Genomic DNA, 17,908 nt, shown 5'->3' with positions numbered 1-17,908 from the left:
CCATGCCCGGGCTGGCCGCCTCCCCTGGGCTTGATCCCAGCACCGTGCTCAACGGCGGCAGCCTCGAGGACGTCATCCGGGTGCGCGGAGCACGGCAGCACAATCTCCGCAACATCGATCTCACCCTGCCGCGCAACAGGCTGGTGGTGTTCACCGGCGTGAGCGGCAGCGGCAAGAGTTCCCTGGCCTTCGACACGATCTTCGCCGAGGGTCAGCGCCGCTACGTGGAGAGCCTCTCTGCCTATGCACGCCAGTTTCTCGGCCAGGTGGACAAGCCCGACGTCGACGCGATCGAAGGGCTGTCGCCGGCCATCTCGATCGACCAGAAGTCCACCAGTCACAACCCCCGCTCCACCGTCGGCACGGTCACCGAGATCCAGGACTATCTGCGGCTGCTGTTCGGCCGGGCCGGCGAGCCCCACTGCCCCCAGTGCAGCCGCTCGATCCGGCCGGAGAGCATCGACGAGATGGTCGACCGGATCGCCACCCTGCCGGAGGGCACCCGTTACCAGTTGCTGGCACCGGTGGTGCGCGGCAAGAAGGGCACCCACACCAAGCTCCTCTCCGGCCTGGTGGCCGAGGGATTCGCCCGGGTGCGCATCAACGGCGAGGTGAGGGAACTCTCCGACAACATCGAGCTTGACAAGAACCACGCCCACAACATCGAAGTGGTGGTGGACCGTCTGGTGGCCCGGGAGGGGATCAACGAGCGGCTCACCGATTCCCTGCGCACCTGCCTCAAGCGCGGCGATGGCCTGGCCCTGGTTGAAGTGGTGCCCAAGGCCGGCGAGGAGCTGCCGGAGGGGGTGGAGCGGGAGCGCCTCTATTCCGAAAATTTCGCCTGCCCGGTGCATGGCGCCGTGATGGAGGAGCTCTCCCCGAGGCTGTTCTCCTTCAACAGCCCTTATGGCGCCTGCCCCGACTGCCACGGCATCGGCCATCTGCGCCAGTTCACCCTGGAGCGGGTGGTGCCCGATCCTTCCCTGCCGGTGTACGCGGCGATCGCTCCCTGGAGCGAGAAGGACAACAGCTACTACTTCTCCCTGCTCTACAGCGTGGGCGAGGCCTTCGGCTTCGAGATCAAGACGCCCTGGAATCAGCTCACCGATGAGCAGCGTCAGGTGGTGCTCCATGGCAGCGAGGAGCCGATCCCGATCCAGGCCGACAGCCGCTACAGCAAGAGCCAGGCGTACCTGCGGCCGTTCGAGGGGATCCTGCCGATCCTGGAGCGCCAGCTGCGCGACGCCAGCGGTGAATCGGTGCGCCAGAAGCTGGAGCAGTACCTCGAAATGGTGCCCTGTGGCACCTGCCATGGGCTCCGTCTGAGGCCCGAGGCTCTGGCGGTGCGGGTCGGTCCCTACGCCATCCATGAACTCACAGGCGTGAGTGTGGCCGACACCCTCGAGCGGATCGAGGCTCTGATGGGTGTGGCCGAGGGGGCCAAGCCTCTGCTCACGCCGCGCCAGATCCAGATCGGCGACCTGGTGCTGCGGGAGATCCGCATGCGCCTCAAGTTCCTGCTGGATGTGGGCCTTGACTACCTCAGCCTCGATCGGCCGGCCATGACCCTCTCCGGAGGTGAGGCCCAGCGCATCCGCCTGGCCACCCAGATCGGGGCGGGTCTCACCGGCGTGCTCTACGTGCTTGATGAGCCCAGCATCGGTCTGCACCAGCGCGACAACGACCGCCTGCTCAACACCCTCTTCAAGCTGCGGGATCTGGGCAACACCCTGATCGTGGTTGAACACGACGAGGACACGATCCGCGCCGCGGATCATCTCGTCGACATCGGACCCGGTGCCGGTGTGCACGGCGGGCACATCGTGGCCGAGGGGTCTCTGCAGAACCTGCTCGAGGCCGAGGAGTCGCTCACCGGCGCCTATCTCAGCGGCCGTCTCTCCATTCCCACTCCGGCTGAGCGGCGCTCGGCCGGCAGCCGCAAACTCACCCTGGTCAACTGTCGCCGCAACAACCTTCAGGGTCTCGATGTCGATCTTCCCCTGGGTCGGCTCGTGGCCGTCACCGGGGTGAGCGGCAGTGGCAAGAGCACCCTGATCAACGAGCTGTTGCATCCCGCTCTCGAGCACAAACTCGGCCTTCGGGTCCCCTTCCCCTCCGGCCTCGACGAGTTGCGCGGCATCCAGTCGGTCGACAAGGTGATCGTGATCGACCAGAGCCCGATCGGCCGGACCCCCCGCTCCAACCCGGCCACCTACACCGGCGCCTTCGATCCGATCCGCCAGGTGTTCGCCGCCACCGTGGAGGCCAAGGCCCGCGGCTATCAGGTGGGTCAGTTCAGCTTCAACGTCAAGGGCGGGCGCTGCGAGGCCTGCAGCGGCCAGGGGGTGAACGTGATCGAGATGAACTTCCTCCCCGACGTCTACGTGCAGTGCGATGTCTGCAAGGGAGCCCGCTACAACCGCGAAACCCTGCAGGTGGCGTACAAGGGCTTCACCATCGCCGACGTTCTGCAGATGACGGTGGAACAGGCCGCCGAGGTGTTCTCGGCCATCCCCCAGGCCGCGGACCGTCTGCGCACCCTGGTGGATGTGGGCCTGGGCTACATCAAGCTCGGCCAGCCGGCCCCCACCCTCTCCGGGGGTGAGGCCCAGCGGGTGAAGCTGGCCACCGAGCTCTCCAAGCGCGCCACCGGCAAGACCCTCTACCTGATCGATGAGCCCACCACGGGCCTGAGCTTCTACGACGTTCACAAACTCATGGACGTGATGCAGCGCCTGGTGGACAAGGGCAATTCGATCGTGGTGATCGAGCACAACCTCGATGTGATCCGCTGTGCCGACTGGTTGATCGACCTGGGGCCCGAAGGAGGCAACAAGGGAGGTGAAATCGTGGTGGCCGGCACTCCGGAGCAGGTGGCTGAGCACCCCACCAGTCACACGGGCCGGTATCTCAAACAGGTGCTCGCCCAGCATCCGCCTGTGGCCATCGAGTCCTGACGGACCGCAGCACAGACAGGCGCTGAGGAGAGATCATGGAGATCCTCGGGTGCCATCACTTGCGCGCGCTTCGTTTCGCTCCGGCAGCTCCTCTGTTGCTCACCCTCGCCGGGCTGTTGGGTTCGGTCCCGTTCCTGCAAAGTCCTGCCAGCGCGCTGGAGCGGGTGGAGCTGCTCTTGCCCTTACTCAAGACCAGCTTCAGCGTGAATCTCGAGGAGCTCAGCAACACCGATCGACTGCTCACCGGCAACAGCGATCTGGCTGAACTGGATCAGGCCACCAACGGGCTCATCGGTCGCAGGCTGGTGGGCCTGTTCAATGCCCCGCTGCCGCTGCAGGTGCCTGCGGTGGTGAACGAGGCCGAAGGTTCGCCCATGCTCAACCAGGCGCTGCTCCTGGTCTCCGCCCTGGGGGGCATCGATGGCCTGCCGGCCCAGCTTGAGAGCAGGGATCTCTCCAGGGCGCTGGACAAGGCAGCCGCCCAGGGCCCCCTGACCATGCTGAGCGTGATGAAGGCCCTGCCGGGCACCACCGCCTCGGTGGACCTGGGCCGGGCCCTGTTCGTGGTCCGGCGGCTTGCCAATCAGCAGGAACCGGCCGATCGACTGATCGCTGGGCGAACTCCGGCGAGTGTTGATCCGGCCCTCAGTCAGCCCGGACCTCTGACGGTGGAACGAAAGCTGATCACCCTGCCGGCCCCCCATCGGCCCAAGCCGCTGCAGGTGGTGCAGATCAGCCCCGCCAGAGGGGCGAGCGGCCGGCTGGTGGTGATCTCCCATGGGCTCTGGGATGCACCGGAGAGCTTCGAGGGCTGGGCCAGCCACCTGGCCAGCCACGGCTACACGGTGCTGTTGCCCTACCACCCGGGCAGTGATCAGGGTCAGCAGCAGGCCATGCTCTCCGGCAAGGTGCCTCCGCCGGGGGCGGATGAGCTGCGTCTGCGGCCCCTGGATGTCTCAGCCGTGATTGACGGGGCCGCGGCGGGTCTCGCCGGCCTGCCCACAACGTTGAACACCACGTTCGTGGCGGTGCTCGGCCAGTCGTGGGGGGCCACCACCGTGCTGCAGCTGGCGGGAGCCAGGCCCAGCGACAGCCAGCTCAAGACGCGCTGCGACGAGGTGCTGGACCCGGAGCGCAACCTCAGCTGGGTGCTGCAGTGCAGCTTCCTCGGTGCCGCCGATCAGGCGGCCCTGGCCGATCCCCGCGTCAAGGTGGGTGTGGCCGTCAGTCCGCCGATGTCGCTGCTCTTCGACACAGGTGCGGGACAGGGCATGAACGCCCGCGTGCTGCTGGTGAGTGGCACCCGCGACTGGGTGGTGCCACCGGATCCGGAAGCGATCCGGCCGATGCGCCGCGAGGCCAGCCGTGGCGGGGGCGGCCATCGTCTCGTGCTGGTGCGCGGTGGCGATCACTTCAACCTGGGGTCCCCCCTGGCCGAAGGTGGAGGTGCCCTTCGTGGGTTGCTGCTGGCCTGGACCAACGGAGGCTTCGCCGCCGGCGCCGCGGTACAACCCGGCCCGGGCGCACCCGAGCTGCTGCCTGCCAACGGTTGGGGTGACGCCGGCATGCCCTTGGTGGGGATCACCTCGGCTCAGCTGGGGTCTCCCTGAAACGGACACCGAAGCCTCAGGGGCTGGATTCCGGTTCGCCGGGCTCAGCCTCCACGGAGGCGGCATGCTTCGTGTTCAGATCCGGCATCCAGTAGCTCAGGTCGTCGTGCCAGTACAGGCGACCTGCCAGCCGATCGGTGCTGAGGTTGGTGCCACCCAGCTTGCTGATCAGATTCCCCAGCTCCAGGGGTGAGAGATCGGTGCTGATGTCGTTGCCGGCGATCCGGAGCAGCTCCGGCAGACGGGTCACGGTGCTGGGCTGGGCCAGTTTGCGGAACACTTCGCGGAAGACCAGCTTCTGGCGTTCCATCCGGCCAATGTCTCCCAGTTCGTCGTTGCGGAAGCGCAGGAAGCCCTCCAGGTCCTTGCCCTTGAGTAGCTGTATGCCGGGGTAGAGATCGATGTAGAGCCCCTGGCGGCTGTCGGTGTAGTACATGCGCTTGGGCACATCCACCTCGACACCCCCAAGGGCCTCGGCAAGGTTCTGAACCGCATCCAGATTCACCAGCAGATAACGGTCCACCGGGGTGGCCAGCAGAGCCGTGAGCTCCTCCTTGACCGCCTCCACCCCTCCGGAGGCGTAGAGGGCGTTGGCCTTGAGCACACCGAAGCGACTCGATTCGATGAACGTGTCCCGAGGCACCTGGGTGAGCTTGGTGGTGCCGTCGTGGATGTCGACGACCACCATCACGTCGGTGCTGCCGCTGATCTGGTCGGAGCCCAGGATCAAGATGCGGTGCTGCGCGATGGGGAGCGCGGGCACCAGCTTGCCCAGTGTCGGAGCCGTATGGGTCAGGGCCGCCAGGGCGGGACCGATCAGCCGTGGCAGTGGGCCTGACAGGCCATAGCCCAGGCCGATGCCGCTCGCGAAGGCCACCAGAACGGCTGGACGCAGGGCACGACCCAGCAGACCGAGGGGCCTGGGTTCGCTGCGCCCCTGGCGGCGGCTGAGGGCAACGACCGTCGCTGCCGCGCGCTCAGCCTGATTGGCAGCGTCGACCTTGCCGGTGGCTGGTCGGTTGTGGTGACGCTGGGACTGAGCCATGGGGAGTCCTGACCGGCGCACCATATAACCGAACACGGCTGAAGGCCAGGGGCCGCGCTGCTCAGCCTGGCGCCACCACTGTGATCTGACCGGCGGCACGATCAGCCCGTGCCCGTGCCTCAGCCACGTCCACCCCGCTGGCCAGGGCCACCCCCATGCGGCGATTGGGGCGGGCACTGGGTTTGCCGAACAGCAGCACCTGGGTGTCAGGTTCTGTCAGGGCCTCGGCCACTCCGGTGTAAGCAACGGCGTCGAGGGTCTGATCCGCCAGAATCACCCGGCTGGCGGCGGCAGAGCTGGAGCGGATGGCGGGGATCGGCAGGCCCAGCACCGCCCGCAGATGCAGCTCGAATTCGCTCAGGTTCTGCCCCATCAGGGTGACGAGGCCAGTGTCGTGGGGACGGGGGGAGAGCTCGGAGAAGACCACCTCCTCCCGGCCCGGCTCGCCGCACAGGAAGAACTCCACCCCGAACAGCCCGGCGCCCCCCAGCTCGTCGGTGACGGCCAGGGCCATGGCCTGGGCGGACGCCAGCTGTGCTTCGCCGAGGGCGGCCGGCTGCCAGCTGCACTGGTAGTCGCCGCGCTCCTGCACATGGCCGATCGGCGGGCAGAAGAGGGTGGGGCCGGACCAGGGCCGGACCGTGAGCAGGGTGATCTCCAGCTCGAAGGACAGGAACTCCTCCACGATCACCCGGGCGCCGGCGCCCCGGGCCCCGTCCAGAGCCGCCTGCCAGGCGGCGGCCAGGCCGTCCTCCGAGCGCACCACGCTCTGGCCCTTGCCGGAGGAGCTCATCACCGGCTTGACCACCACGGGCCAGCCCAGGGGAGCCGCCACCGCGGCCAGCTCCTCGGCACTCCCGGCGTAGGCGAAGCGGGCCGTGCGCAGGCCGAGCGTGCCGGCGGCCAGGTCCCGGATCCTGTCGCGGTTCATGGTCACGGCTGTGGCCCGGGCCGTGGGAATCACCGTGATCCCTTCCGCTTCGATCTCCGCCAGGGCATCCACGGCCAGGGCCTCGATTTCCGGGATGACCAGATCGGGGCGGTGGCGCCTCACGACTGTCTTGAGAGCCTCCGGGTCGGACATGGTGATCACCTCAGCCAGATCGGCCACCTGCATCGCCGGAGCACCGGCATAGCGGTCGACGGCGATGACCCGGCAGCCCAGCCGCTGGGCGGCGATGGCCACCTCCTTGCCCAGTTCACCGCTGCCCAGCAGCATCAGGGTTCGCGGGAACGGGGCGGCGGCCATGGGACTCGTGGCAATCGTCCCCGATCCTCGCCCCCGGCCAAGCCGGCTGGAGCCTGGCCATGCCTGCTAGAGAAGGCGTCCGCGCCCGACCACCGTGCTGAGCCTCCTGTTCGCCTTCTCCACCGCCGGTGATGCCCAGTCCGGCCTGGTGTTCGGCCAGGACATCGCCACGTTCCAGAAGTGGGCCCTGATCTATCTGGTGCTCTCCTCGCTGGGGTTCGTGGCCGTCTGGGTGGTGGGTTACCTGCGCCGCTGACGGCAGGGGAACCGCTCAGGTTCCCGGGATCAGATCGAGCTGGCGCACCGGCGGCTCCTCGCTGATGAACCCGTAGGCCTCGAACACACCCGCATCGGGATGGGTGATGTGCTGCCCGTCGCTGTGCCGCTCCAGGCTGAAGCCCTCAGCGGCCATGCGCCGCATCAGCGCCGCCGCCTCCTCGAAGCGGGCCGCCATGGCCTCGAGGCTGGCGCAATCGGCGGTCAGACCCTGTTCCTTCCAGGTGAAGTAGGCCATTTCAGACTCCCGTTTCTTCTTTCACCTCTCAAGTCTGCTGCCGATCCGCTCAGGGCAACAACAGCAATCCCAGGAGCACCAGCAGCGCGCTTGCCCCCCAGAAGCGCACAACCACCTTGAGCTCGGGCAGGCCCCCCAGTTCGAAATGGTGATGCAGAGGTGCCATGCGGAAGAGGCGGCGGCCCTGGCCATCGGGCCCCTTGGTGGCCTTGAACACCCACACCTGCAGGATCACCGAGAGCGATTCCGCCAGAAACACGCCTCCCATCAGCAGCAGCGGCCAGAGACTGTCGCTGAGCAGGGCCACCGCGCTCAGGGCCGCCCCCATGGCCAGCGAGCCTGTATCGCCCATGAACACCCGGGCCGGGTGGCGGTTGTGGGCAAGGAACCCCAGCCAGGCCCCGGCCATGGCGGCGCAGAAGCCAGCCATGGCCGGATCCCCCAGGGACCCCCGCAGCATCAGCTGAGCGCCGAAGCCGGTGAAGACGATGGCGCCGCAACCGGCGGCCAGGCCATCGAGGCCGTCGGTGAGGTTGGTGGCGTTGCTCTCCGCCAGGAACACGAACAACCCCACGGGCAGGATCAGCAGACCGAGGGGCAGCACCCAGCCCAGGGCCAGGGAGACATCGGTGTGGATCCAGAGGTTCCACTGAGCCCAGGCCAGGAACAGGGCCGCCGCCAGAGCCTGCAGCAGCAGCTTGCCGCGGGGTGTCAGGCCGGTGTTGGTCTGGCGGGTGAGGCTGCGCCAGTCGTCGACACCGCCAATGGCCAGGTAGGCCAGGGTGACTGCCGCCACTGCCAGCAGCCGGTCGTCGCCGGGGGAGACCAGTCCGCCCACGATCACCCCTGCCGGCACCGCCAGCAGGCCGCCCATGGTGGGCGTTCCGGCCTTGCCGTGGTGAGCCTGGGGGCCCTCCTCCCGGATCACCTGGCCGAGTTTCAGGGCCCGCAGCCGGGGCACCCCCCAGTGGCAGAGCGCCCAGCTCACCAGGGCGGCCACCAGCAGGGGCGGCGTGAGCTGGGGAGCGCCGCTGAGGCCGTCGCAGAGCATGCAGACCATCAGCAGGCCCAGGGTCAGTCCCAGGGCACTGAGCCGACCATCGGCTGGAGCGGCGGTGGCCCCTGGGGCCGGCATTGGGGTTGTTCGGGCCAAGAGTCCGGGCGCCGCCGTGGCGCTGTGGCGATGCGGCCGGACCTTAGGTCAGGATCTCAATCTTCCCAGTTTTCATCCGACTGCTCATCGGCCTGGTTGTACTCCTCCTTCTCGCCCATCAGAGCCGAGAGCTCCTCTTCTTCCACCGTGCTCACATCCGGAGCGGCGGTTTCCTCATCGGCCACCAGCCGGCCGCTGCTCTCCAGCCAGCTGAGCAGATCGGGCTCATCCCGCAAGGGCAGCACCGGCGCCGGCTCATCCCGCCGGTAGCGGGTGAGGGAGGGGTTGATGCTGTCGAGGGTGCTCATGGAAAGCCTGTGAAGCGTGCAACCGTTGGACGCCGATCGACCACCATAGGCCAGCACCCCGAACCATCTCCTTGGCCGACGGTAAACTCCCTTCGCTGATCCTGGGCTGGAGCCTGGCTCTGCTGATCAGTGCCCTGCTGGTGTCGGCCGGCCAGCGCTGGCCCGAACCCCTGGCCGTTGTTCCCTGGCAGGTGTGGGGGCTGGTGCTGATTCCACCGCTGCTGATGGGGGTCTGGATCGCCAGCCGCTGGGACCGGGTGACCACCGCCGCCGCGGGACGCTCCGGTGACGGTGACGAGGGACAATCCTGCAACAGCTCGAACGCACAGGACTGAGGGGATGGCACAGGAGCAGGGCGCCAGGGCAAAGCGGGTGGTGCTCGCCTACTCCGGCGGGGTCGACACCAGTGTCTGCATTCCCTACCTCAAACAGGAATGGGGAGTCGAGGAGGTGATCACCTTCGCCGCCGACCTCGGCCAGGGCGATGAGTTGGAGCCGATCCGCCAGAAGGCGCTCGACTCCGGTGCCAGCCAGTCGATCGTGGGGGATCTGATCGATCCCTTCATCCGCGAGTTCGCCTTCCCCGCCATCCGTGCCAATGCCCTCTACGAGGGTCGCTATCCCCTCTCCACAGCCCTGGCCCGCCCCCTGATCGCCCGCCGGCTGGTGGAGGTGGCGCGGGAGCAGGGCGCCGATGCCGTGGCCCATGGCTGCACGGGCAAAGGCAATGATCAGGTGCGTTTCGATGTGGCGATCGGTGCCCTGGCTCCCGATCTGAAGGTGCTCACTCCGGCGAGGGAATGGGCCATGAGCCGTGAGGAAACGATTGCCTATGGCGAGCGTTGCGGCATCCCGGCGCCGGTGAGCAAGAAGAACCCCTATTCGATCGATCTCAACCTGCTGGGCCGCAGCATCGAGGCGGGTCCGCTGGAGGATCCGATGGTCGAGCCTCCCGAAGAGGTGTTCGCGATGACCCGCTCGATCCGCGACACCCCGGATGAGCCCCAGGTGGTGGAGATCGCCTTCGAGCAGGGCAACCCGGTGGCGATCGATGGAGAGAGTCTCGATCCGGTCGCTGTGATCCGCCGCGCCAATGAGCTGGCCGGCCTCCATGGTTTCGGCCGCCTCGACATCATCGAGAACAGAGTGGTGGGGATCAAGTCAAGGGAGATCTATGAAACGCCTGGCCTGCTGCTGCTGATTCGAGCTCACCAGGAGCTGGAGAGCCTCACCCTGGCCGCCGATGTGATGCGCTACAAGCGCCAGATCGAATCCAGCTGGGCTGACCTGGTCTATCAGGGACTCTGGTTCGGCCCTCTCAAGCAGGCCCTCGATGGCTTCCTGGACTGCACCCAGGCCACGGTCAATGGCGTGGTCCGCCTGCGTCTGCACAAGGGCAATGCCGTGGTGATCGGTCGTGCCAGCAGCAGCGACAGCCTTTACGTGCCCGCCATGGCCACCTATGGCAGCGACGATCGCTTCGATCACCGGGCCGCCGAGGGATTCATCTACGTGTGGGGGATGCCCACTCGCCTCTGGGCGGCCAGCCGGCGCCGGGCCTGAAGCCCCACCAGCCTCTCGCGGCCGGCAGTTGCGGCGGGGGTCCCGGGTCAACGCCTCAACCTCAACGTCTGAGCCAGCGCTGCCGCAGGGCCCTCAAAGGCGCCAGCACATCCTGCTGGCTTGAGTCGGGCGCTGGCGTGGGCTCGATCTCAGGGGCTGGTGGGGGAGGTGGCGGTGCTGGAGGCAGCAGGCGTCTTGCCTGCTCCCGGAGGGCATGATTGTCCTGGGCCAGCAGCTGTTGCTGATCGAGCAGGGGCTGCAGGCGCTGATGAAATTTGCGCTCGAAAATCTGCGGCAGATCCCTGATCAGTTCCTCGAGATCGGCCAGATGGCGTCGCGCCCGCTCCAGGTCCTGCTGGCAGGTCGACAGCTGGGCCTTTGTGACCTCCAGCTCGAGGGTCGTCTCCCGCAGCTCACGTCTCAGCCGGTCGTCCAGCGGCTCTGACTCTGGCTCGGGGCTGCGCAGTTCGGCCGGAATCGGCACCGGTGGTGTCACTCCTGGCCTGGGGAGGTCTGTAGCCATGAAGCTGGCCAGGGATGAGAGGCAGACCCATCATCCCCAGGTTGAGCGGGATTCGTCGATCCGTGCTGGCTCAGGCTTCGGCTGCAACCGGTTCAGTGGCCGCAGGAGCGCTGCGGGGGGTGGGCAGCGGACCGTCCTGCTTGACCGTGAGGTAGCGGATCACGTCCTCGCTGAGCCGCATGGCGCGCTCCAGAAGGGCCACCTGCTGGCCGTCACCATCGTGGTTGAGCTGGACGTAGATGCCTTCGCGGTGCTTGGCGATCGTGTAGGCCAGGCGGCGCTTGCCGCGCATCTGGCAATCGAGCACTTCAGCGCCTGCTTCGGTGAGCAGGTCGCGGTACTTGGCCACATGGGTTTCCACCTCTTCCTCCGGGATGTCCGGACGAAGGATGTACATGGTTTCGTAGTAAGGCTTCTGCGACATGGGGGCTGAGGCTCCGTGATGGGCTCGTGGGAGGCCGGCGGCAGAACGCTGCCAGCAACGGATCGATCAGCCTACCTGCCGGTCTCCTCCCTCCCAGGCTCTCCCTCCGGCGGGATCAGTAGAGCTGCATGCGCACCGCTTCCGAGACCGTGGGGATGTCGGGTTCACGGCCACGGATGCTCTGCACCACCGAGAACACCACCAGCAGCAGCGTGCCCAGAAACACGGTGTTGCTGAGGGTGCGCAAGGCGAAGCCGGCCCCCAGCGGGCGCAGCAGAACGCTGAAGGCCAGCGAGAGCAGGATCAGCACGATGTCGATCAGGATCGCCTGCAGCACGTTGAAGCGGATGAAGTAGGGCACCCGGGCATTGCGCACCACCGCCAGGAACAGCACCAGGAAGAGCAGAAACCCCCCGAAGGGGATCTGCTGCTGCAGGGCCATCAGCGGCAGGGCCGGCAGCACCAGCCACTGCAGCGCCGGCACCAGGCCGAACAGGGCCTCGCCGAACGGCACCCCGTCACTCCAGGGCAGCAGATAGGCCAGCACGGCCAGGAGCCGTTGCCAGAGCGGGGGGCCTTCCATGGATGCGGGATGTGTCGGCTTCAGTCCACCCAGGCTAGGGGGGGATCTCCGGGGGCCGGTGTCAGGGGCTGCCCAGCTGATCGAGCGCGGCCTGGCGCATCGCGGCCAGTGGCAGCGGTCTGGACACGGCGCCTTCTCCGATCCAGAGCCGCAGGGCAGCGGCCCCCTGCTGCACCAGCATCTCCAGGCCATCGAGCACACCGCAGCCCCGCTGACGGGCCTCCAGCAGCAGGCGGCTTGGCCGGGGGGTGTAAATCAGGTCGTAGACCAGGCTGCCCGCGCGCAGGGCGTCGAGCTCAGCCGCATCCAGGGGGCAGGCACTGGAGCTGGTTCCCATGCCCACCGGCGTGGTGTTGACCACCAGATCGGCCTCGGCCAGCGCCCTGAGCAGATCACCGCGCTCAATGGCCGCCGCCGGCCAGGCCACTCCACTCAGCTGCGGGGTCCAAGACCCGCACTCCTCCAGGAACGCCGCCAGGGCTTCGGGCCGCCGACCGGCCAGCTGAATCCGCTTCAGCCCCAGCTCCGCCAGGGCCGCCACCACAGCCCGGGCGCTGCCGCCGCAGCCCAGCACCACAGCCCGCCCGCCCGCCAGGTCCGGTGCCGAACCCGCTGCCGCGCCGGTGCCGGCCCGCAGCGGCGCGAGGAATCCCTCCACATCGGTGTTGGTGCCCAGCCAGCCGCCGCCCTCGCGTCGCACCAGGGTGTTCACGGCCCCGACCCGCCGGGCCAGGGGAGTCAGCTCCGCCGCCAGTTCCGCCACCGCCCGCTTGTGGGGCAGCGTCACGTTCAGTCCGCGGCAGTCGACGGCCTCCAGACCTCTCAGCACCACCGCCAGATCCGTGGCCTGCACCGGCAGAGCCAGATAGACCCAGTCGAGACCGAGCTCCCGCAGAGCGGCGTTGTGCATGGCCGGCGACAGGGAGTGGCGAACCGGATCGCCGAGAACGGCCACGAGCGCGGTGTGGGCGGAGATCTCAGAGGACATGGCGGCTGGGGTCCGGGGCGATGCCGGCAGCGAAATGTACGGGTCTGGACGCCGCCCGCCCGCCCACTGTTCGGAAACCACACCTCGCCTGCGGTGGCCCCCACTGATGAAGATGCATGGGACAGAACATTCAATTCAGAGGAGGTGAGAACCCATGGGCAAGGTTGTCGGCATTGACCTGGGCACGACGAACAGCTGCGTGGCGGTGATGGAGGGCGGCAAGCCCACCGTGATCGCCAACGCGGAAGGGTTCCGGACCACACCATCGGTGGTGGCCTACACCAAGAACCAGGATCAGCTGGTGGGTCAGATCGCCAAGCGCCAGGCGGTGATGAACCCGGAGAACACGTTCTACTCAGTGAAGCGGTTCATCGGCCGTCGCGTCGATGAGGTGAACGAGGAATCGAAGGAAGTGAGCTATGGGGTCGAAAAGTCGGGCGCCAATGTCAAGGTGAAGTGCCCGGTGCTGAACAAGCAGTTCGCCCCCGAGGAAGTGTCGGCCCAGGTGCTGCGCAAACTGGCCGACGACGCCGGCAAGTACCTGGGTGAAACCGTCACCCAGGCGGTGATCACCGTTCCGGCGTACTTCAACGATTCCCAGCGCCAGGCCACCAAGGATGCCGGCAAGATCGCGGGCCTCGAGGTGCTGCGCATCATCAACGAGCCCACGGCGGCGGCGCTGGCCTATGGCCTCGATCGCAAGAGCAACGAGCGCATCCTGGTCTTCGACCTGGGCGGCGGCACCTTCGACGTTTCGGTTCTCGAGGTGGGCGACGGCGTCTTCGAGGTGCTCTCCACCAGTGGTGACACCCACCTGGGCGGCGACGACTTCGACAAGGTGATCGTCGATCATCTGGCCGATACGTTCAAGGCCAACGAAGGCATCGATCTGCGCCAGGACAAGCAGGCCCTGCAGCGCCTCACCGAGGCCGCCGAGAAGGCCAAGATCGAGCTCTCCAGCGCCACCCAGAGCGAGATCAACCTGCCGTTCATCACCGCCACTCCGGAGGGTCCCAAGCACCTCGATCTCACCCTCACCCGGGCGAAGTTCGAGGAGTTGGCCTCCAAGCTCATCGACCGCTGCCGCGTACCGGTGGAGCAGGCCCTCAAGGACGCCAAGCTCTCCAGCAGCGAGCTCGATGAGGTGGTGATGGTGGGCGGTTCCACCCGCATCCCCGCGGTGCTTGAACTGGTCAAGCGCGTCACCGGCAAGGAGCCCAACCAGACGGTGAACCCTGACGAGGTGGTGGCCGTGGGGGCCGCCATTCAGGGCGGTGTGCTGGCCGGCGAAGTCAAGGACATCCTGCTGCTGGATGTCACCCCGCTGTCGCTGGGTGTGGAAACCCTTGGCGGCGTGATGACCAAGATGATCACCCGCAACACCACCATCCCCACCAAGAAGGCCGAGGTCTACTCCACCGCGGTGGATGGCCAGACCAACGTGGAGATCCACGTGCTCCAGGGTGAGCGCGAACTCGCCTCCGACAACAAGAGCCTGGGCACCTTCCGGCTCGACGGCATCCCGCCGGCCCCCCGCGGCGTCCCTCAGATCGAAGTCACCTTCGACATCGACGCCAACGGCATCCTCAGCGTCACCGCCAAGGACAAGGGCAGCGGCAAGGAGCAGAGCATCTCGATCACCGGGGCGTCCACCCTCAGTGAGACCGAGGTGGAGAAGATGGTCAAGGATGCCGAGGCCAATTCCGCGGCCGACAAGGAGAAGCGCGAACGCATCGACCTGAAGAACCAGGCCGAAACCCTCATCTATCAGTCCGAGAAACAGCTCACCGACCTCGGCGACAAGGTCAGTGCGGAGGTCAAGGCGAAGATGGAGGAGAAGCGCAAGCAGCTCCAGGACGCCGTCGACAAGGAGGACTACGACGCGATGAAGACCCGCTTCGAGGATCTTCAGAAGGAGCTCTACGAGGTGGGAGCCTCGGTGTATCAGCAGGCCGGAGCTGAGGCCGGCGCCTCCGGTGCTGAACCTGGTGGCAATGGTGCCGCCGGTGCCACGTCATCCGGTGCCCCCGGTGCCGATGATGTGATCGACGCCGAATTCACCGAGAGCAAGTGAACGGGTCGTGATCGTGGCCGGGTGGCTCCTCCAGTCGCCCGCCTCGATCGTCGACCAAGGCCTCAACCAGGACCCCCTCCTTGCACTGCAAGGAGGGGGTTGTTCTGCTCCTGGATCCAGAACCTGTCCTGGGTCCAGGAGCAGAACGACTGGCGGGGATTACTTGCCGATGCTGGCCACGGCTTCCTTGGCCCGGGCCACCACTTCGGGGGGCAGGCTCACATAGCCCAGTTCGGGGGCCAGTGATTGGGCCTTGGGCGAGAGGGTGTGCTCGAACACCTTCTGGAGCAGCGCGGTCTTGTCACCGTTGCCGGTCTTGTAAAGCAGGATCCAGGTGAAGGTCACGATTGGATAGCCGGAGGCAGGATTGGGATCGCTGCCCACCAGGTCCGCTCCGATGTCGATCGATCCCAGAGCAGCACTGGCCGTTTCGTTCGTGGGTTTGAGCATGTCGCCGCTCTTGTTCTGCACGGCCGCTGCCTGCAGTTCACCCTGCACATAGGCGGTTTCCACGTAGCCGATGCCGCCGGGTGTCTGTTTCAAGGTGGCGGCGATGCCTTCATTGCCCTTGGCACCCACACCCGTGGGCCAGGCCACCGACTTGGCCGCCCCGGGTCCGTTCTTCCACTCGTCGCTGAAAGCCGCCAGGCTGTTGGTGAAGTTGTAGGTGGTGCCGGAGCCGTCCGAGCGGTGCACCACGGTGATCGGCTTGTCGGCGCAGCCCAGATCCTTGTAGTTCTTGATCTTGCCGAGAAACACTCCCACCACCTGCTCCTGGCTGAGCTTGAGATCACAGCCCGGCAGGTTGTAGGCCACGGCGATGGCACCCGCCGTCATCGGCACCTGAACCACGCCTCGCTCGACCTTGGCGATGTCCTTGTCCTTCATCGGCGCGTCGGAGGCTCCGAAATCGATGGTGCCGGCCACGAACTGACGCACGCCAGCTCCTGAACCCACCGACTGGTAGTTGACGTTGATGCCCTCGCTGGCCAGATCCTGGAACCAGCGCTGATAGATCGAAGCCGGGAAGGAGGCACCGGCTCCATTGAGGCTGCCGGTGACACCGCCACCGCCGCCGCCACTTCCGCAGGCGGAGAGGGCCAGGCTGAGGCTGAGACCCAGGGCCGTACCGACCTTGGCGAGGGAATTGGGCTGACGTCGTTTCATGGTGGGGAGAAAACTCTTCGGGCCTGCAGTCACCCGGTGACGCTATCCAGCCATCTCCCCCAGTTCGTTAACGACAGGTAAGGGAACCTTCGATCTGATCCACGGCCCACTGGGCTGAGGCGGGCGCCAGCAGGACACCATTGCGGTGGTGACCGCACAGCAGCAGCAGTCCTGGCTCCAGTTGCTCCAGCAGCGGGGCCGGTCGGCCGATGGGTCTGGCCCGCAGTCCCTGCCAGCGGCGGATCACCACCGCCTCCCTCAGCCCGCCGCCCAGGGCCTCATCGGCCAGCTGCCGCATCGGCTCGAGGAGCCCCGGGTCGGCAAGATCTCCAGGCTCCAGGGTCGCCCCCAGCCAGAGCTTTCCGCTGGGCTGGGGCACCAGGTTGAGGCCCTGCCACACCACAGGGCAGGGCCAGCGGGCCGGTGGGGTGACGGCCAGCTCCAGGCACTGGCCCAGGACAGGCTGGAGTGGTCGCTGATGCCCCAGGGGGGCCAGCAGTCCTTCGCTGGCCAGGCCTGCAGCGACCACCACCCACTCGGTCTCCATGGCCTGCGCGGCTGAGTGGCCATGCACCCTCCAGCCTGCCGGCCGCCGCTCCAGCTCCACCACCCGGTCGCTGAACAGCTCCAGCCCCCGCCGCAGGCCATCACGGCGAAAGGCATCCATGGCGACCAGGGGATTCAGCTGTCCGTCCTCGGCGGAATGGAGGCCGCCCGTGCGTCTCCCGTTGTCGCCCAGACCCAGCTCCTGCAACCGGGATGGCTCCCACCAGCTCAGGGGCAGGCCGAGAGCCTGGCGTTCCATCAGCAGCAGCCGCAGCCGCTCGGCCTCGCCCTCGTCCCGCGGCACCAGCAGCAGGCCCGCCTGGAAGGGGACGGGGCAGCCACGCCCGTTCAGCTCCTGGCACCACTGAGTCCAGAGGCTCAGGGAGGTCTGACGCAGGCGCCAGGCGCGGCCCCTGCTGCGCCGGAACACCTGGGCCATCAGCACGCCCAGAGCCGCGGCACTGCCGCTGCGGCATTCCTGGAGATCCGGCCCGTCGGCGTCCGGGGCGATCAGCCGCACCCGATGGCCGCGGCACTGGAGGAGCCAGGCCGTGGCCAGGGCCACGATGCCTGCCCCGATCACCACAATGGAGTGGGGATCGGCGGGGTTCTCCGCTGCCGAGGTGGTGGGGCTCAGGCCTCGGAGCCGCTGGGCAGGGCGGCAGCGGGGAGGACCTCGGCGTAGGCGCCGAAGCCGCTGGCCACCTTGATGTAGCTCTTGCGCAGCCGTTCACCGTCCTGGAGACGGGCGGCCTCATCGAGCTCGGCGAGGGCGCTCTTGAGCTGGTTGGCCAGGGCCGTGGCCCCGGCGCGGTCGGCGGGAAGAAGGCGCTGGTTGATGTAGAGCATTTCGCGGCCCACTTCCTGCATCGGGCCGTGAATCAGGTTGCGCGTGAACACCCAGTTCTTCTCGTTCACCAGTGACGCCAGCTCGGGAAGACGGTCCTTGGCGGCGAGGAATCCCTCGGCCTGCCTCTGGATGATCGCCATGTCGGCGGGGCTGATGCTCGGGGGCTTCTTGGCCTGGCCGCCATCGCAGGCCACCAATCCGAAGCTGAGAACGACGGCGAGGGCCACAAGGGCCAGCCGCCTCAGCGAATGACGAAGGGTGGAAACCAGCTGAGCGGCCATGGCGAGCACCAAAGTCAGGCGCGACTGTACGTTGCTCCAGTGTGGCCGTCTGCCCTTCTGGCGACTGGTCTGG

18 protein-coding genes are annotated in these 17,908 nt (G+C 67.4%); 6 read left to right on the top strand and 12 right to left on the bottom strand.

Going from position 1 to position 17,908, the window contains the following annotated elements:
- Nucleotides 1–2: 2 nt before the first annotated feature.
- Together uvrA and I1E95_RS07320 are read left to right on the top strand one after the other, a co-directional pair.
- Nucleotides 3–2,957: an excinuclease ABC subunit UvrA gene (gene uvrA / locus I1E95_RS07325; RefSeq protein ID WP_197167241.1), complete on the top strand. Its 2,955-nt coding sequence runs from the start codon at nt 3–5 to the stop codon at nt 2,955–2,957.
- A gap of 35 nt (nt 2,958–2,992) precedes the next feature.
- Complete coding sequence (locus I1E95_RS07320; protein ID WP_231594925.1) at nt 2,993–4,567, top strand: dienelactone hydrolase; 1,575 nt, start codon at nt 2,993–2,995, stop codon at nt 4,565–4,567.
- Between the two features lie 16 nt (nt 4,568–4,583).
- Here I1E95_RS07320 and I1E95_RS07315 read toward each other — a convergent pair whose 3' ends face one another.
- Together I1E95_RS07315 and purT are read right to left on the bottom strand one after the other, a co-directional pair.
- Nucleotides 4,584–5,612 carry an LCP family protein gene (locus I1E95_RS07315; RefSeq protein WP_197166605.1) on the bottom strand — a complete coding sequence of 343 codons (1,029 nt, stop codon included), beginning with the start codon at nt 5,610–5,612 and terminating at the stop codon, nt 4,584–4,586.
- A gap of 61 nt (nt 5,613–5,673) precedes the next feature.
- Complete coding sequence (purT, locus tag I1E95_RS07310) at nt 5,674–6,861, bottom strand: formate-dependent phosphoribosylglycinamide formyltransferase (RefSeq protein WP_197166604.1); 1,188 nt, start codon at nt 6,859–6,861, stop codon at nt 5,674–5,676.
- A 94-nt stretch (nt 6,862–6,955) separates the two neighbouring features.
- Here purT and I1E95_RS07305 point away from each other — a divergent pair, with 94 nt between their 5' ends.
- Entirely contained in the window at nt 6,956–7,117 is a 162-nt protein-coding gene (locus I1E95_RS07305) for a cytochrome B6 (RefSeq protein WP_370594583.1), read from the top strand.
- Between the two features lie 15 nt (nt 7,118–7,132).
- Here the strand turns inward: I1E95_RS07305 and I1E95_RS07300 are convergent, their stop codons facing one another.
- The 3 genes from I1E95_RS07300 to I1E95_RS07290 form a co-directional block, all read right to left on the bottom strand.
- The gene (locus I1E95_RS07300) at nt 7,133–7,375 is read right to left on the bottom strand and encodes a hypothetical protein (protein ID WP_197166603.1); all 243 of its coding nucleotides are present in this window, start codon (nt 7,373–7,375) and stop codon (nt 7,133–7,135) included.
- A gap of 49 nt (nt 7,376–7,424) precedes the next feature.
- Entirely contained in the window at nt 7,425–8,510 is a 1,086-nt protein-coding gene (gene mraY, locus I1E95_RS07295; RefSeq protein WP_197166602.1) for a phospho-N-acetylmuramoyl-pentapeptide-transferase, read from the bottom strand.
- Between the two features lie 74 nt (nt 8,511–8,584).
- Complete coding sequence (locus tag I1E95_RS07290) at nt 8,585–8,836, bottom strand: DUF3134 domain-containing protein (RefSeq protein WP_006172708.1); 252 nt, start codon at nt 8,834–8,836, stop codon at nt 8,585–8,587.
- A 71-nt stretch (nt 8,837–8,907) separates the two neighbouring features.
- On the opposite strand from I1E95_RS07290, the gene I1E95_RS07285 reads away from it, so the two are divergent.
- Nucleotides 8,908–9,171, top strand: coding sequence for a hypothetical protein (locus I1E95_RS07285; RefSeq protein ID WP_197166601.1), 264 nt, complete (start codon nt 8,908–8,910; stop codon nt 9,169–9,171).
- 4 nt (nt 9,172–9,175) lie between these two features.
- Complete coding sequence (locus I1E95_RS07280) at nt 9,176–10,399, top strand: argininosuccinate synthase (protein ID WP_197166600.1); 1,224 nt, start codon at nt 9,176–9,178, stop codon at nt 10,397–10,399.
- A 61-nt stretch (nt 10,400–10,460) separates the two neighbouring features.
- Here the strand turns inward: I1E95_RS07280 and I1E95_RS07275 are convergent, their stop codons facing one another.
- The 4 genes from I1E95_RS07275 to I1E95_RS07260 all read right to left on the bottom strand — a co-directional run bounded on the left by I1E95_RS07275 (nt 10,461) and on the right by I1E95_RS07260 (nt 12,917).
- Nucleotides 10,461–10,922, bottom strand: coding sequence for a hypothetical protein (locus I1E95_RS07275; RefSeq protein ID WP_197166598.1), 462 nt, complete (start codon nt 10,920–10,922; stop codon nt 10,461–10,463).
- 70 nt (nt 10,923–10,992) lie between these two features.
- On the bottom strand, nt 10,993–11,346 hold the full coding sequence (gene rpsF, locus I1E95_RS07270; RefSeq protein ID WP_197166597.1) for a 30S ribosomal protein S6: 354 nt from the start codon (nt 11,344–11,346) through the stop codon (nt 10,993–10,995).
- Between the two features lie 115 nt (nt 11,347–11,461).
- Nucleotides 11,462–11,929 (bottom strand): Tic20 family protein, encoded by a 468-nt coding sequence (locus I1E95_RS07265; RefSeq protein ID WP_197166596.1) that lies wholly within the window; start codon nt 11,927–11,929, stop codon nt 11,462–11,464.
- Nucleotides 11,930–11,990: 61 nt separating this feature from the next.
- Nucleotides 11,991–12,917: a shikimate dehydrogenase gene (locus tag I1E95_RS07260; protein ID WP_197166595.1), complete on the bottom strand. Its 927-nt coding sequence runs from the start codon at nt 12,915–12,917 to the stop codon at nt 11,991–11,993.
- A gap of 154 nt (nt 12,918–13,071) precedes the next feature.
- On the opposite strand from I1E95_RS07260, the gene dnaK reads away from it, so the two are divergent.
- Nucleotides 13,072–14,991 (top strand): molecular chaperone DnaK, encoded by a 1,920-nt coding sequence (gene dnaK / locus I1E95_RS07255; RefSeq protein ID WP_197166594.1) that lies wholly within the window; start codon nt 13,072–13,074, stop codon nt 14,989–14,991.
- Nucleotides 14,992–15,150: 159 nt separating this feature from the next.
- Here the strand turns inward: dnaK and pstS are convergent, their stop codons facing one another.
- From pstS to psbQ, 3 genes are all read right to left on the bottom strand, one after another.
- Nucleotides 15,151–16,158: a phosphate ABC transporter substrate-binding protein PstS gene (gene pstS / locus I1E95_RS07250; RefSeq protein ID WP_197166592.1), complete on the bottom strand. Its 1,008-nt coding sequence runs from the start codon at nt 16,156–16,158 to the stop codon at nt 15,151–15,153.
- A gap of 67 nt (nt 16,159–16,225) precedes the next feature.
- The gene (locus I1E95_RS07245) at nt 16,226–17,290 is read right to left on the bottom strand and encodes an FAD-binding oxidoreductase (RefSeq protein ID WP_231594924.1); all 1,065 of its coding nucleotides are present in this window, start codon (nt 17,288–17,290) and stop codon (nt 16,226–16,228) included.
- 47 nt (nt 17,291–17,337) lie between these two features.
- On the bottom strand, nt 17,338–17,835 hold the full coding sequence (gene psbQ, locus I1E95_RS07240; protein ID WP_197166590.1) for a photosystem II protein PsbQ: 498 nt from the start codon (nt 17,833–17,835) through the stop codon (nt 17,338–17,340).
- Nucleotides 17,836–17,908: the final 73 nt, after the last annotated feature.

Source organism: Synechococcus sp. CBW1107, assembly GCF_015841355.1.
In the GTDB taxonomy this organism is placed as follows: domain Bacteria; phylum Cyanobacteriota; class Cyanobacteriia; order PCC-6307; family Cyanobiaceae; genus Regnicoccus_A.
The sequence above is the reverse complement of the archived record's forward strand: the minus strand, read 5'-3'. Positions and strand labels throughout refer to the sequence as shown.